Source organism: Rhizobacter sp. Root1221 (assembly GCF_001425785.1).
Classification (GTDB): Bacteria; Pseudomonadota; Gammaproteobacteria; order Burkholderiales; family Burkholderiaceae_C; genus Rhizobacter.
Map to the genome: position 1 here is coordinate 40070 of NZ_LMDI01000033.1, position 13432 is coordinate 53501.

The 13432-nt window shown below is 68.6% G+C and carries 13 protein-coding genes; 12 read left to right on the forward strand and 1 reads right to left on the reverse strand.

Translation table 11 applies throughout. The features are described 5' to 3' along the window. Positions 1 to 148 precede the first annotated feature (148 nt). Positions 149 to 469, forward strand: coding sequence for a hypothetical protein (locus tag ASC87_RS20825; RefSeq protein ID WP_056666747.1), 321 nt, complete (start codon positions 149 to 151; stop codon positions 467 to 469). Here the strand turns inward: ASC87_RS20825 and ASC87_RS20830 are convergent. Then, on the reverse strand, positions 435 to 1322 hold the full coding sequence (locus tag ASC87_RS20830; RefSeq protein WP_056666751.1) for a LysR substrate-binding domain-containing protein: 888 nt from the start codon (positions 1320 to 1322) through the stop codon (positions 435 to 437). The two genes, ASC87_RS20825 and ASC87_RS20830, sit on opposite strands and share 35 nt — an antisense overlap. A 107-nt stretch (positions 1323 to 1429) precedes the next feature. Here ASC87_RS20830 and ASC87_RS20835 point away from each other — a divergent pair, with 107 nt between their 5' ends. The 11 genes from ASC87_RS20835 to ASC87_RS20885 all read left to right on the forward strand — a co-directional run bounded on the left by ASC87_RS20835 (position 1430) and on the right by ASC87_RS20885 (position 12904). Then, the gene (locus tag ASC87_RS20835; RefSeq protein ID WP_056666753.1) at positions 1430 to 2413 is read left to right on the forward strand and encodes a tripartite tricarboxylate transporter substrate binding protein; all 984 of its coding nucleotides are present in this window, start codon (positions 1430 to 1432) and stop codon (positions 2411 to 2413) included. A gap of 7 nt (positions 2414 to 2420) precedes the next feature. After that, a complete protein-coding gene (locus ASC87_RS20840) occupies positions 2421 to 3278 on the forward strand; it encodes an N-formylglutamate amidohydrolase (RefSeq protein WP_056666756.1) in 858 nt (285 codons plus the stop codon). Between the two features lie 53 nt (positions 3279 to 3331). Beyond that, positions 3332 to 4180 (forward strand): LuxR family transcriptional regulator, encoded by an 849-nt coding sequence (locus ASC87_RS20845; protein WP_056666758.1) that lies wholly within the window; start codon positions 3332 to 3334, stop codon positions 4178 to 4180. 184 nt (positions 4181 to 4364) lie between these two features. Then, positions 4365 to 4667 (forward strand): hypothetical protein, encoded by a 303-nt coding sequence (locus ASC87_RS20850; protein ID WP_056666761.1) that lies wholly within the window; start codon positions 4365 to 4367, stop codon positions 4665 to 4667. A gap of 41 nt (positions 4668 to 4708) precedes the next feature. After that, the gene (locus ASC87_RS20855) at positions 4709 to 5050 is read left to right on the forward strand and encodes a TrbC/VirB2 family protein (protein WP_056666763.1); all 342 of its coding nucleotides are present in this window, start codon (positions 4709 to 4711) and stop codon (positions 5048 to 5050) included. 24 nt (positions 5051 to 5074) lie between these two features. Continuing rightward, positions 5075 to 7612 (forward strand): VirB4 family type IV secretion system protein, encoded by a 2538-nt coding sequence (locus ASC87_RS20860; RefSeq protein ID WP_056666767.1) that lies wholly within the window; start codon positions 5075 to 5077, stop codon positions 7610 to 7612. Next, on the forward strand, positions 7609 to 8643 hold the full coding sequence (locus ASC87_RS20865; RefSeq protein ID WP_056666770.1) for a hypothetical protein: 1035 nt from the start codon (positions 7609 to 7611) through the stop codon (positions 8641 to 8643). Before ASC87_RS20860 ends, ASC87_RS20865 begins: the two co-directional genes overlap by 4 nt. Next, the gene (locus tag ASC87_RS20870) at positions 8640 to 9611 is read left to right on the forward strand and encodes a type IV secretion system protein (RefSeq protein ID WP_056666774.1); all 972 of its coding nucleotides are present in this window, start codon (positions 8640 to 8642) and stop codon (positions 9609 to 9611) included. Before ASC87_RS20865 ends, ASC87_RS20870 begins: the two co-directional genes overlap by 4 nt. After that, complete coding sequence (locus ASC87_RS20875; RefSeq protein WP_056666775.1) at positions 9608 to 10957, forward strand: type IV secretion system protein; 1350 nt, start codon at positions 9608 to 9610, stop codon at positions 10955 to 10957. Before ASC87_RS20870 ends, ASC87_RS20875 begins: the two co-directional genes overlap by 4 nt. Continuing rightward, positions 10954 to 11934 (forward strand): hypothetical protein, encoded by a 981-nt coding sequence (locus ASC87_RS20880; RefSeq protein WP_056666778.1) that lies wholly within the window; start codon positions 10954 to 10956, stop codon positions 11932 to 11934. The genes ASC87_RS20875 and ASC87_RS20880 overlap by 4 nt, the downstream gene beginning before the upstream one ends. A gap of 160 nt (positions 11935 to 12094) precedes the next feature. Continuing rightward, positions 12095 to 12904, forward strand: coding sequence for a CHAP domain-containing protein (locus tag ASC87_RS20885; protein ID WP_056666783.1), 810 nt, complete (start codon positions 12095 to 12097; stop codon positions 12902 to 12904). The last annotated feature ends 528 nt before the right edge of the window (positions 12905 to 13432 follow it).

Consider the following 13432-nt stretch of genomic DNA (forward strand, 5'->3'; position numbering starts at 1 on the left):
TCGCCTTGTGTCGGATCCTGATTTTTCGGGACCCGGTGCTGTTTCAGGTGGCAAAGGGCACGGTGCTGGAAAGGGAGTCTTCTCCCGATCCAGCCCGTGCCTTCTTTCGTTCAGGGCGGCCACCCTCATCGAACCCAGGAGAAGATCCATGACGGAAGCTACGAACCGCAAGAGCGCAGGTGGCAAACACACCACGGCGGGCCAGGCCCGCGACAAGACCGGCGACCGCTGGCTCCCCATCGCCGACGGCGTGATGGACGCCGTGTCGAAGGTGCGCACCGACGTGCAGAAGCGGACCAAGATGCGCCCCGACCTCTCGGTGGTGGTGGCGGCGATGCTGCAACACGCCAGCACGTCGCCGGACGTGGCCGACGCGGTGGCCCGGCACGCCTTCGACGTCTACACGAAGGCCCTGTCGAACCGCGAACCCGGCGTCACGCCGGAGCCTGAGCCAGCAGCCACGACCTGAACGCCGCGACCTCGGACGTCTCGGTGCGCGACCGCGGCACACACAGGTAGTAGCCGCGGTTCGTCGACACCGTCAGGTCGAACGGCATGGCGACGCGGCCCTGCCCCAGGTCCTGCTCGATCAGGCACCGCTGGACCACGGCCACGCCGAGCCCGGCGGCCGTGGCTTCGATCAGGCCGGCGGCGAGGTCGAACGCCGGGCCGAGGCGCAGGCCCCGTGTGTCGACCCCATGGGCCGCGCACCACACCGCCCAGTTGTCGGGGTAGTTGGTGTGGTGCAGCAGCGGGTGCCGGAGCAGGTCGGCCGGTTCGCGCATCTGCGCGGCGATGCGCGGGTGGCAGATGGGCACGATCTCACGGCCCACGATGTAGGTGGCCTTCACGTGTGCGGGCCACCGGCTCGTGGACGTGAGGCGGGTCTGGAGCCAGCAGTCCACGTCGTCGCGGCGGAAGTCGTCGTCCTTCCAGTACGGCTTGAAGACGATGTGGAGGTCGGGGTGTTGGGCCTGCAGCGAGGGCATGCGCGACACAAGCCAGCGCATGTTCAGCGACGAGATTGCGCTGACCCGCAGCTCGCGCGGCCGTCCGCCACGACGGGCCGGCACCGCCGCTTCGAGTTCGGCCAGCGGCTTGTGCACGCGGTCGTAGTAGCACCGGCCTTCGGGGGTGGTGCGCGCGCCGGTGCCGCTGCGTTCGAGCAACACGAGGCCCAGGCGGGCCTCGAGGCGCAGCACCGCGCGGCTGATGGCACCCTGGGTCACCGACAGGCGCTCCGCGGCACGCGAGAACGTGCCCGTCTCCACGACGGCCGTGAAGGCATGCAACTCGATCAGCGAAGGCGAAAGGATGCGCACCCGCGGTATTACATCACGACATGGCTTCATGCCGGTTCGTCGATGGACGTGATGTGGCCCGTCGATCACAGTCGTGCCACTTCATGAACGAACGGAAAGCGACCCCCATGAGCCTCACCCGCCGGCGCCTCGTGCTCTCGTCCACCACCCTCGGGGCCCTGGCCCTCGCGGGCCGCGCCACGGCGGAGACCGCGCGCTTCCCCGACCGCCCCATCACGCTGATCGATCCGTTCGCTGCGGGCAGCAACACTGACTATTTTTCACGGGCCATCGGCGACGAGCTGGCCAAGCTGCTCGGCCAGCCCGTGATCGTGGACAACCGCTCCGGCAGCGGCGGCGCGCTCGGGGCCGAGGCCGTCGCCCGGGCGAAGCCGGACGGCCATGTGCTGGGCCTCGCGTCCGTCAGCACCCTCGTCTCCAACCCGGCCGTCAACAAGTCGCTTCGCTACGACCCGCTGAAGGACTTCGCCCCCGTCACCACCCTGGTCACGCTGCCGAGTGCCACCGTCGTGCTCGGAAACTCGCCGATCAAATCGCTGCCCGACCTGATCAATGCCGCGCGCGCCAGGCCGGAGGCCGTCTCCTTCGCGAGCCCCGGGGCCGGGTCGGCCGGCCACGTGTTGCTCGAACAGTTCGCACACCTCGCCGGCGTCAAGTTCCTGCACGTGCCTTACCGCGGCAGCGGCGCCATCCTCAACGACCTGTTCGGCGGGCAGATCGAGGTGGCAAGCGACAACATCCCGTCGTTGCTGCCACACATCAAGAGCGGGCGGCTGCGCGCGCTCGCGGTCCGGGACGTCAAGCGCGTGCCCCAGCTGCCCGACGTGCCCACCTTCAAGGAACTCGGCTTCGGGACCATCAGCCAGCCCTTGTGGTTCGGCCTCGTGGCCCCGGCGGCCACCCCGCGCGACGTGGTGAAGCGGCTGAACGAAGCCACGCTGCAGGCGATCCGCACGCCGTCGTTCATCCAGAAGACCGAGGCCGTGGCCGGCACCTGCACACCCAGTTCGCCGGAGCAGTTCCAGGCGCTGATCGCGCAGTGGCTCGAGTCGTTCAAGAAGACGGTGCAGGTCGCCAACATCACCATCTGATTTCACCGTGAACCTGACCGACTGGATCTCCGTCGTGGACGGGCGGCCGGGCCTGGCGCTGCCGCTCGTCTGCGACTCGCCGCACAGCGGCGTCGACTACCCGGCCGACTTCGGCCATGCGCTCCCGCTGGCGGACCTCCGCACGGGCGAGGACACCCACGTGGAACGCCTGTGGGGGCACGCCCCCGAGGTCGGCGCGACGCTGGTGTGCGCCCGGTTCCCCCGCACCTACATCGACCCGAACCGGCCGCTCGACGACCTCGACCCGACCATGCTCGCCAGCCCCTGGCCACGGCCGCTGCACCCGTCGCGCAAGTCCGAGCTGGGGTTCGGCCTCGTGTGGCGGCACGTCCGGCGCGGCGCGGCCATCTACAACCGCAAGCTGTCGGTGGACGAGGTGCAGCGGCGCATCCGGTTCGCGTGGTCGCCGTACCACGCGGCCCTCTCGGACGCCCTGTCACGGGCCATGGCCACCTACGGCGCCTGCTGGCACCTCAACCTGCATTCGATGCCCCATGACGCGTACGAGCGGCTCGGCGTCAGCTCGGCCACGCCGCTTGCGGACTTCGTGCTCGGCGACCGCCATGGCACGAGCTGCGATCCGGAGTTCGTCGAGGTGGTGGCGCAGGCGCTGGCGGCCCACGGCTTTCGCGTCAGCCTCAACGACCCGTACAGCGGCCAGGAGCTGGTGCGCCTTGCGGGCGACCCGGCGCGGAAGCGCCACAGCCTGCAGGTCGAGATCAACCGTTCGCTGTACATGGACGAGACAACCCGCGAACCGAACGCCCATTTCGAGGACGTGCGCGAGAGCCTCGCGAGCGTGCTCGAAGAGATCGCCAGGTATGTGCGCCTGCGCGTGACCTGAACGCCCCGCGGGGAAGGCGCGCCGGAATCGATGCAACTCAGGGAGAACACACCATGGAGATCGAAACGCCGCCAGAGCGCGAGACCTTCCGGATCGCCCCGCGCCCGGCCCACGCCGGCCTGCCGCTGTTCGGCGCCGCACCGCGGCCGGCGGGCGCGCGGGTGCAGGCGGCGCCACCGCTGCTGCGCCGCCTGCTGGAAGCCGGCGACGACAACACACGCCGGCAACTCGTCCGCGAAGCCGTCGCGGCACTCGGCTTCCAGTCCCTCGGCAGTTGCTGGGTGACCCTTCGCCACGCGTGGCCCGAAGCCTTGCCGAACGAGAAGGCATGGACGGACGGGGACTGGGTGCGGCAGTACCTCGGCGAGGCGTTCTTCGAGATCGACCCCCGCATGCACGAGGCCACGCAGACCGGCGTGCCCTGTGTGTGGCACGTCGACGAACTGGAACGCCGTGCCCCGCTCGGAACCCCTCGGGCCCGCGTGGCGCGGTTCGTGTCGGCACTCCGGCACAACCGCATGCACAGCGGGGTGCTGTTCGCCCTGCCGGGCCATGGCCTCCACGAGCGGCACATGGTGGGCCTGCTGTCACCGGCATCAGGCAGCCACTGGATCAACGACCGGGTGTTGCAGCAGGCCTGGGCCGTCGCGTTTTCGGTCCACCAATGCCAGCTCCACCAGGGCAGCACGGCGCCGTCCGAGGATGACCGCGCCGGACTGACCGCGGTGCAGCACCACATCCTGAGCCGGCTGGCCACCGGTGAAAGCGACAAGGCCATCGCGGCCGGGCTGGGCCTGTCGTTGCACAAGGTGGACTACCACATGCGGCTCCTGCGCAAGCGGTTCGGCGTACGCAACCGCCTGCAGTTGAGCCAGGGCGCGGCCCGCCTCCTCGCAAGGTGATCCCCGTGCGGTGCGTCACACGGCGCACCGCACCTTGTGCGGAAACCTGCACGCGCCAGGCCGGTCCGCCACGCCCCGTTTCCCGGGTGGCGCGGGGCAGCGGCCCTCGATGCGCAGGGCCTGGGGACATCTGGCACGGGACTCGCACAACACCGGCACCCCGTCAGCCCAGGAAACCCGCCCGATGGCCAGCCGCACCGACCCCAGCCTGCACGAAGTCAAGATCTTCGCCCGCGAGGACACCATCTGGGGCATCCCCAGCAAGCAGTTCCTCGGCGCCGCCGTGATGACCATCGCGATGGTCACGCAGATCCCGATCGTGTTCGGCCTGGCGATGGGTGCGCTGATGTTCGGCGTGCTCTTCGCGATCTACAACGACGACCCCCGTGCGCTGATCGCATGGCAACGCTCGTTCGGCCGCCCGGTGCGGTGGTCGGCGTCGCCACCGGCGAACCGGCCGGTCACGGTGCTGCCGTTCAACGAATGACAGCCGTTCCCCTTCCACCTTCACTTCAGGAGACCCTCACCATGTCGATCCCCCGCGCCCCGCTGTCCCGTTACCTGACACCCCAGGCCCTGGCCTGGATGAGCGGCTTCATGCTGTACTTCGCTTGCGGTTCGGCACACGCGGCCGGCGCCGACTTCGGTGCCGTCAAGAGCTTCCTGCAGGTGTTCCTGAACTTCATGACCGGCCCGTTCGGCAAGGCCGTCGTCATCATCTCGATCGTCGCGGCTTTCGCCACCTGGGTGTTCGCACCGAAGGACGGCATCTTCGGGCCCATCCTTCGGGTCGTGGTCGCGGGCATCGCGATCCTGAACGCCTCGGCGTGGGTCGGCCAGCTCGGCGCGGGCGCCGACTTCACCCTCTGACGAATCCCGACGGACCCGTCAACCATGGGCGCACGCGACAAGATCGGGTCGGTCCTCGACCTGCACAGCTGCTACGGCATCTACAACGGCTTCGTGCTGACCAAGACGGGTTCGCTGATGGGGGCCATCGAGCTGTCGGGGCGCGACCCCGACGGCATGGCCCCCGAAGACCACGAGGGGCTGATGCACGTGGCCCGCGTGATCTACGGCAAGCTGCCGAAGAACATCGCCGTCACGCAGTACTACACCCACCACGAGGGCGCGACGGTGTCGCTCGCCCGGCGGAGCCACCCGATCAGCGACCTGATGTCGCGCCGCCGGGCCGAGTTCCTCAACGGGCGTGACCTCTGCGACTCGCGGCTGGTGCACTACTTCGAGATCCTGCCGCCGGAGAACACCAACAAGCTCGACATCACGGGCCTGCTCAAGCACCTGGCGATGTCGGCCGTGAGCGCGTCGAGCCGCCGCGTGGTGCAGCAGGCGCTGTCCAAGCAGGGCGGCCTGGTGTTCATCGCCGAGCAGCTCGAACGCCTGTCGTGGACCTTGCGGGACACGCTGGCGGTGGTCAGCGCCAAGTGGTCGGGCATGATGTCCGCCGACCCGCTGGAAGTCGAGGAGATCTGGGCCCACGCCCGGTTCCTCGCCACGCTGCAGCCGCACCGCCTCGGCACCGCCCCGCTCGAGACGCCACCGCTGACGAACTGGGACCACTTCCTGACCAGCGGCGACATCCGACACCTGCGCGTGGCGAACATGGACGTGCTGAAGATCGAAGACGTCGAGCACCGGTACGTGAAGATCGGCGCGGTGAGCCGCCTCGGCAGCCCGGTGCGCGAGGGCCTGTGGGGCCATGGCGAGGATTCGCCCGCGCGCCTGCGGGGCAACTACGTGCTGATGCACCGCTTCGTGCCGTTCAACGAGTTCCGCCGTTCCATGCTGTTTCGCAGCAAGCAGACCGAACTCGAACGGTCGGCCATCAGCCCGTGGGACGTCATCCAGGGCAACGAGCGGTCGCTCGACGAGAAGCGCGTGACCATGAAACCCGCGATCGCGCAGAAGATCGAGGAACTCGGCGAGGCCGAGGCCCTCGACGAGGTCTGGGGCCACGGCCACAGCTTCGTCGCCGCGTTCCACACCGACCCGGCGAAACTGCGCGAGACGGTGCTGTCGCTCGACCGCGCGTGCTCGAACGTCGGGCTCTCGCTGGTGTGGGAGGGCGTGGACCTGCCGTATGCGTACCAGACGATGCAGCCCGGCGGCCAGCACAAGAGCATGCGCGACATGGTCATCAACGGCACCCAGAGTGCCGCGGCGGCCCTCGTGTACCAGAGTGCCCTGGGCCAGCCCTACGTGGAAGACCTCGGTGGCGAGGAGGCCCAGTACGTGATGGAAAGCCGCGACGGCCGGCCGTTCCACTTCAGCAACTTCATCGGCGGCCGTGCAATGCTGATCGGCATCGGCCCGATCCGCAGCGGCAAGACGTTTTTCAAGAACACGCTGGCCACCCACTTCCTGAAATACGGCGGGGTGATCCGGGCCATCGACATCGACCCCGGCACCGAGACACTGGCGCAGGCTTTCGGTGCCGACGGCGGCATCTTCCGCGTGACGGCCGACGGCACCAACGGCCTGAACCCGTTCGTGAACTACCAGGGCGACGGCGACATGCCGTTCATCGTCCACATGACCGAGCTGCTCGTGCAGATGATGCAGGCGAACGACGACGCCGGCCTGCAGCAGCTCGCGCACAACGAGCAGGAGTACCTGGACGGCGCGATCCGCAAGACGCTGCTGCTGCCGCCCGAGATGCGCACGCTCGACTCGCTGGTGGCCCACATGCCGATGCAGCTCGCGCAGAAGTTCACGCGCTGGACACGTGGCAACGACCCGCAGATGTCCGGCCGCTACGCCCCGCTGTTCGCCGCGGAGAAGGACGGCGCAGGGGGACTCGACAAACGGGTCGCGGTGTTCAACCTGCAGGCCGTGCGCGACGATCCGAACGCGATGGGGCCATTGCTGCTCGAACTCTTCTACCGCATCACCCGTGCATTCGAGGACCCGCGCCGCCGCGGCATCCCGAAGGAACTCCACGTCGACGAGTGCCACCACGCGCTGCGCCTGCGGGTGTTCGCCGAGTACCTCGTGGCGAAGGTGCGCACCTGGGGCAAGTGGGGCGCGGGCGTCCAGCTGTGGACACAGTCGCCGGAAGAGCTGCTCAACAGCGAGAACTGGGCGGCCGTGCGAAGCGCAGCCAGCACGTTCGTCTTCATGGCCGACTCGAAGATGGACGACAGCCTGTACCTCGAGACCTTCCCGTTCCTGCAGGCCGGCGAATGCGAGGCGATCCGCGGGCTGATCCCGAAGCAGCAGGCCTTCATCGTGCAACCCGAACTCGGCATCGCGAAGATCGTCAACCTGAAGGTGGAGCCCGAGCAGTACGTGATGAACACGTCGCACCCGCGCGAGGCCGCGATCCGCACCGCACTGATCGAGGAACACGGCTACGAGCGTGGCATCCAGCTGACGCTGAAGCGCTTCCGCGAGGAAGGGGTGCTGCCGTGACGCGGTTCTGGACGGTGCTGCTGGCGGCCGCGTTCCTCGCCGTCGCGCCGGCACGCGCCGACGACAGCGACGACCTGGAAGCGCTGCTGGACGACATCGATGCGCTGCCGGTGGCGGCGATCGAGGCCGACCCCGAAGGCTGGGCCGAGGTGCTCGCCCTGCTCGACGCCCACCTGCGCGACACCGGCGCCACCCCGGCCCCTCCGGCGGCCGCGGCCGCGGTGGCGGACGATCCCGGCCTGGCCACGGCCCTGCGCCGCCTGATCGCGGCCCACCGCGACATCGACCCGACGGACCACACCTCGCGGCTGTTCGCGGCCGGCGTCGAGCCGGGGGCACCGCCACCAGCGGCGGGGGACGCCCTGGCCGACCTGGCACGCAGCGGCGCGGGCCTTCCGGGATCGATCGACTTCGGTGCGATGCAGGCCTTCGTGGCGTCTACCGACGGCGGCCCGCTGATGCGCCAGGTGGAGGTGCTCAACGCCCGGGCCCCGGACGGCGCGGCCATGACACAAGGCGTGCGCGAATCGGTGGACCGCCTGCGCGGCAGCCTCGCACAGTCCGGCCGCGAACTGCTGGACGTGCGGTCCGCCGCCGCCGCGATGGCCGGCCGGCTCGCCACCCTCGACGGGATCGTGCAGCGCGCGGCAGCCATCGCCGGCGGCGACCTGGACGCCGGCCCGGCCAAGCTGGCCCAGCTCCGCGGCGAGCTGGCGGGCATTCGCGTGCGGCAGGCCGGCCCGGCGACACCCGCCCAGGCCCTGCCCGTGGCGCCCGCCGAACGCAGCGCCCTCGTGCAGCAGATCAGCCAGCAACTGCAGGCGCTGCAACAGGCCGGCCGCGGCCCGGTGCAGGCCCTGCAGGTGGGCCGCTGCGAGCTGTACCTCGCCGTGCTCGACACGCTGGAGCGCGAGGAACAGGTGCGCGCCGCCGTGCTGCAGCAGGGCCGCACCGCCTCGCTCGCGCTGCAGCAACTCGACAGTGAACGCCGCCGCCTGACACGTTCCGTGGAGCGCTCGCCCACCCCATGACACGCCTCACTGCCCTGCTGTTGTGCCTGCTCGCATGGAGCCTGCCCGCCCAGGCGGCCACCATTCCCGCGCTCCACGAGGTGTTCACATCGTTCGAGACGGTGTCGCAGCAGATCACGGACAACATCAACACCGCGCTCGGCACGAGCCAGGTGGAACGTGTGGTCAACGTGCTGTTCGTCGCCCTCGGCTCCATCCTGTTCATCTGGCGCTTCGCCGGTTTCGCCTTGCGCGGCTTCGACATGCTGGACCTGCTGACGCTCACGATGACGTTCGTGCTCGTGTACATCCTGCTGACCGGCTACAAGGCCATCTTTCCGCCGGTGTTCGATGCTGGCCGCTACGTCTCGGACGTGCTGGGCAACGGCATCACCGGGCGGCCCCTCGGCACGAGCATGGCCGAGTCGATCTTCAACATGATCATCCAGGTGAAGTTCGAGGTGTCGTGCAGCGGGTGGGACTGTATCGGGGCATCGATCATCGCGTTCCCGGCCACCGTGACGGCGTACCTGATGGTGCTGGTGCTCGGCGTGATCGCCACACTCGTGGAGCTGTGGACGATCTGGGGCTTCCAGATCGCCTACGCCGTGGGCTGGGTCACCATCCCGTTCCTGCTGTTCGAGCGCCTGGCGTTCCTGTTCGACGGCTGGCTGAAGTTCCTGTTCGGGCTGGTCGTCTACGTGATCGTCGCGAAGATCAACCTCGCCCTCGTGCTGCTCGGCATGGAGATCCTGTTCAACGTGGAGGGCAGCACCGGGCCGGGTTCGATCGACCCGGTGCAGATCACGGGCTTCTTCGACGTCGTGGGCATGTATGTGTTCATGGGCATCGGCGTGGCCACGCTGTACTCCACCGGCAAGTTCGCCTCGTCGATCGTCAACTCGGCGGCCGGCGGTGGCGTGGGCGAGATGGTGCAGAAGACCGCGCAGGCTGCCGCCAAGCTCGCGGGCCAGGTGGCCGCGCTGTGACCGCCGTGTCCCGGTCCGCGCGCGGCGCGGCGTTCTCTCTGGTGCTGATCGCCCTGGTGTGCGTGGCGCTGCCGGCACACGCCGGGCTCGGCGACGCGTTCTCCGTGGTGGACAAGTACGAGACCCAGATCGTCGAGCGTGTCACCCAGGTGGTGAAGGGCCCGGAGATGAAGCGGGTGATCGCCACCCTGTTCACCGTGATGGCCGCCTCGCTGTTCCTGATGAAGTGCGCCGGCTGGGCACTGCGAGGCTTCCAGCTGGACGACATGGTCTACACGATGATGCAGATCCTGCTGACCGGCGCGATGATCTCGTCGTTCCCGGTCGTGGTGCCGGCCATCTTCGACGCGTCGCTGTACGTGGGCCACATCATGCTGTCGGGCATCACCGGGCTGTCGTACGACCCGCAGCACGCGTCCACGCTGCCCCGGGCGCTCGTGCAAATGATGGTCGACTACGGCAAATCGCTGCGGCCGGACTGCCCCGACTCGGTGCTCGATTGGCTCAACCCGATGAAGCTGCTGGCGTGTGTCAAGGGCTCCATCGTGATGGTGGTGGCCACCGTGGCGATGTCGGTCGTGATGCTGGTCCTGTGCATGGTGGTCATGGCGGTGGACGTGTGGGGCTTCTGGATCTACGCGATCGCGCTGGCCATCGGGCCGCTGATGCTGCCGTTTTCGCTGTACCCGCGGCTCGCGTTCCTGTTCGAGGGCTGGCTGCGGTTTTTCTTCGGCGTGGTGGTGTACGTGATCGTGGCCCGCGTGAACCTCTCGCTGGTCGCGGTGGCCATCATGGCGTACCAGAAGTCGTCCATCACGGCGCTCGTGTCGGGGGGCTTCCTGTTGCCGGTGGCGGCCCCGATCAAGGATTTCGCGAGCGTGCTCGGCATGATGTTGTTCTGCGCGGTGGGCATCTTCACGCTGCTGGCCACGGGCCGCTTCTCATCCGCCATCGTCGCCGGCGCCGCGGCTGGCGGGCTCAACCTCGGCTCGGTGGTGTCGAAGACCAAGCAGGTGGTGCAGAAGGGGGTCAAGGAGCGGCAGCAGCGCCGCCAGCAGGCGTCGCATCGCGACCGCATGAACGCGGCTTACACCGACCGCCTCGTCAGAACCAGCGACATCGTCGAGGACTATGCCGAGAACACCCTCCAGCGCCTGCCGTCCAAGGTCATCTGGGCAGAGGTGAGCCGCCGCAAGGCAGAACGGGCCGCGCGGTCGTCCAACGGCGGCCAGGGCTCGCGCCGTGGCGGAAGGCCGCCGAACCGGGGCACCAATGGCCGCAACAACGGCCCCAACAGCGGCCCGCAGCGACGGTCAGGCAGGTCCCGCGCAGGCGGATCGACATGACCCGTCGCCTGCCGCCAGTCACGCGGTGGATCGTGCCGCTGATGGTCGCGCTGTGGCTGCAGCCGGCCTGGTCCGCGCCCACCATCCCCGACATCCCGTGGTTGCACGACATCTACGTGACGCTGGCGAACGCCGGTGTCGAGATGGACAAGGCCGTGGGCCAGGCGTTGCGGTCGAACCAGGTGTCGATGGTGGCGAACGTGCTGTTCACGTCCCTCGCCGGGTTCCTGTTCGTGTGGCGGTTCGCCGGGTTCGCGATGCGCGGCTTCAACCTGCAGGCGCTGCTCGAGCTGATGTTCACGATCTTCTACGTGTACCTGCTGCTGACGGCCTACACGACGCTGATTCCCGCGGTGGGCAACGCTGGCCGGTTCGTGGGTGACACGATGGCCAAGGGCATCAGCGGCGCGGAAGGCAAGGCCACCTTCGCGGAGGCCATCTTCAGCATGCTGCTGCAGCTGACGTTGCAGCCGTCGTGCGAAGGTTTCTTCCATTGCATGGGCAAGGCCGGGATGATGGCGATGGGTGTCACGCAGGCCGGCGACCTGGCCATCGTGATCCTCGGCATCGTGGCCACCGTGGTCGAGACCTGGATGCAATGGTGCTACTCGATCGCCTACGCCGTCGGGTGGTTCACCATTCCGTTCCTGCTGTACCCGCGCCTGTCGTTCCTGTTCGACGGGTGGTTGCGGTTCTTCTGCGGCGTGATCATGTACGACCTCGTCGCGAAGATCACGCTGGCCATCGTGTTGCTCGCGTTCCAGTCGATGCAGATGCAGGCGCCCGGGGCCTTCGGCGCCACGATCGAGGTGCGCCAGCCGTTCGACCTGATCGCCCTGTTCCTCTTCATCGCCATCGGCGTGCTGGTGCTGTGCGTGACGGGCACATTCGCGAACGCGCTGGTTGCCGGGGTGGCGGGCACGAGCGGCGTGTTGCAGGACATGGCCCGGGGCGCGGCCAAACCCTTCCATCGCTGAACACGGTGCGGGAATCCGCACGCCCCGTCCGGCCCCGTGCCGGCCACCGCACACGCCGGGCGCCCGCTCCCCCCGGAGATGCCCCCACGGGCCCGCTGGCACACCCCTCGCAACACCCGGGCACCGACCCACCCGCGGCACCGGCCGCCAAGGAGCCTCCATGCCCCCGACCTTCCGAGCCCTTCGATCCGTTCCCTGGCTGGCCCTCGTGGTCCTCGCCGCCATCGCCCTGCTGATGCCGCGCCCTGCCGCCGCGGGATACGCGTGCAACGCAGCCCCCTCCGCCTACATCGACGGCCAGGGCGGGCGTTTCGACGACACCCAGGACAGCACGGGCTTCCCCGTGTTCAACAAGAACCACTGTTACGGCAACCCGATCTACAGCACCAACGGCAAGGACACGTACACGACGAACCCGAACGGCAACCGCACGATGACCAACAGCGGGTTCGGCTACCAGTGCTACGAACTCGCGCAGCGCTACTTCGGCTTCAAGTTCAACAAGTGGATCATCCTGCCGGCGGCGGCGGACTTGTGCGACGGGCCCATGCCGGCCGGCGTGCGGCGATTCCGCCCGGGGCAAGGCACGCCCGTACCGGGCGACCTGTTCGTGTTCGGCCGCGGCAGCTGCGGTGTCAGCGCCCAGTTCGGCCACGTGGGCGTGGTCACGAAGGTCTACAACACGCAGAAGGTGCAGATCGCGCAGCAGAACGTGCGCAACGAGGCGTCCACGATGCAGACGGTGGACGTGGGTTGCGCCTGCGTGTTCATCCACGCCGAGGACAACCTGGCGCGCAATGGTGCGCCGTCGTCGCCACCGGACGGCGGCTGGAGCCCGAACAACCCACCCGGTGAAGGCGATGGGCCCATCCCGACCGGTGGGGGCAACCTCATCGGGGAACCTGCCAACCTGTGCCGCTGTTCTTCGAACGATCCCAACAGCGTGTGGCCGCTCTGCTGTAAAAAGTGAGCCCCCCAGTCGCTTCGCTCCTGCCCGAGGGGCGCCCGCGGTCGCCCGGGGGACCCGGGCTCGGCGGTAGCTTGATCTGCGGCTTCGCTTCGCTCGCCTTCTGCCTGGCGTTCGCGATTCGGGGCGTTGCTCGCTGCGCGTCGCTCGCCGCCTGGCTTCGTCGGCTGTCCGGGGAAATTCAACCTGAATGGCTGCGTTGCCAGCAGGCATCGGGGGTACAGCCGATTCACCGATGGGTCGACTCACTCACAACGTTGTCATCCCGGCGGACGCCGGGACCCACTGGACGCGTGGGGCTCGAGCGTGTGATTCAGAGCAGCTGGTGCCGTCAGAGGGCCCAAACGTTTCACGCTGTCGAGAGAAGCGTTGAGGCGGGGGCATCAGGCCAGATGTGRCCGGRACGTCGCSGCGYCTGGACACRGTGGGTCCCGGCGTTCGCCCACTACTGTCCGGAATAAATTGGACCGAGGTCACGTAAGTTGTTGCGAGCACTCGCTGTTTGGGATAAATCCCAGAGCGCCAACTCAA

What these genes read in the sequence shown, in the direction of transcription:
- ASC87_RS20825 (WP_056666747.1), top strand. Translation starts at nt 149, where the DNA reads ATGACGGAAGCTACGAACCGCAAGAGCGCAGGTGGCAAACACACCACG.
- ASC87_RS20835 (WP_056666753.1), top strand. Translation starts at nt 1,430, where the DNA reads ATGAGCCTCACCCGCCGGCGCCTCGTGCTCTCGTCCACCACCCTCGGG.
- ASC87_RS20845 (WP_056666758.1), top strand. Translation starts at nt 3,332, where the DNA reads ATGGAGATCGAAACGCCGCCAGAGCGCGAGACCTTCCGGATCGCCCCG.
- ASC87_RS20850 (WP_056666761.1), top strand. Translation starts at nt 4,365, where the DNA reads ATGGCCAGCCGCACCGACCCCAGCCTGCACGAAGTCAAGATCTTCGCC.
- ASC87_RS20855 (WP_056666763.1), top strand. Translation starts at nt 4,709, where the DNA reads ATGTCGATCCCCCGCGCCCCGCTGTCCCGTTACCTGACACCCCAGGCC.
- ASC87_RS20860 (WP_056666767.1), top strand. Translation starts at nt 5,075, where the DNA reads ATGGGCGCACGCGACAAGATCGGGTCGGTCCTCGACCTGCACAGCTGC.
- ASC87_RS20870 (WP_056666774.1), top strand. Translation starts at nt 8,640, where the DNA reads ATGACACGCCTCACTGCCCTGCTGTTGTGCCTGCTCGCATGGAGCCTG.
- ASC87_RS20880 (WP_056666778.1), top strand. Translation starts at nt 10,954, where the DNA reads ATGACCCGTCGCCTGCCGCCAGTCACGCGGTGGATCGTGCCGCTGATG.
- ASC87_RS20885 (WP_056666783.1), top strand. Translation starts at nt 12,095, where the DNA reads ATGCCCCCGACCTTCCGAGCCCTTCGATCCGTTCCCTGGCTGGCCCTC.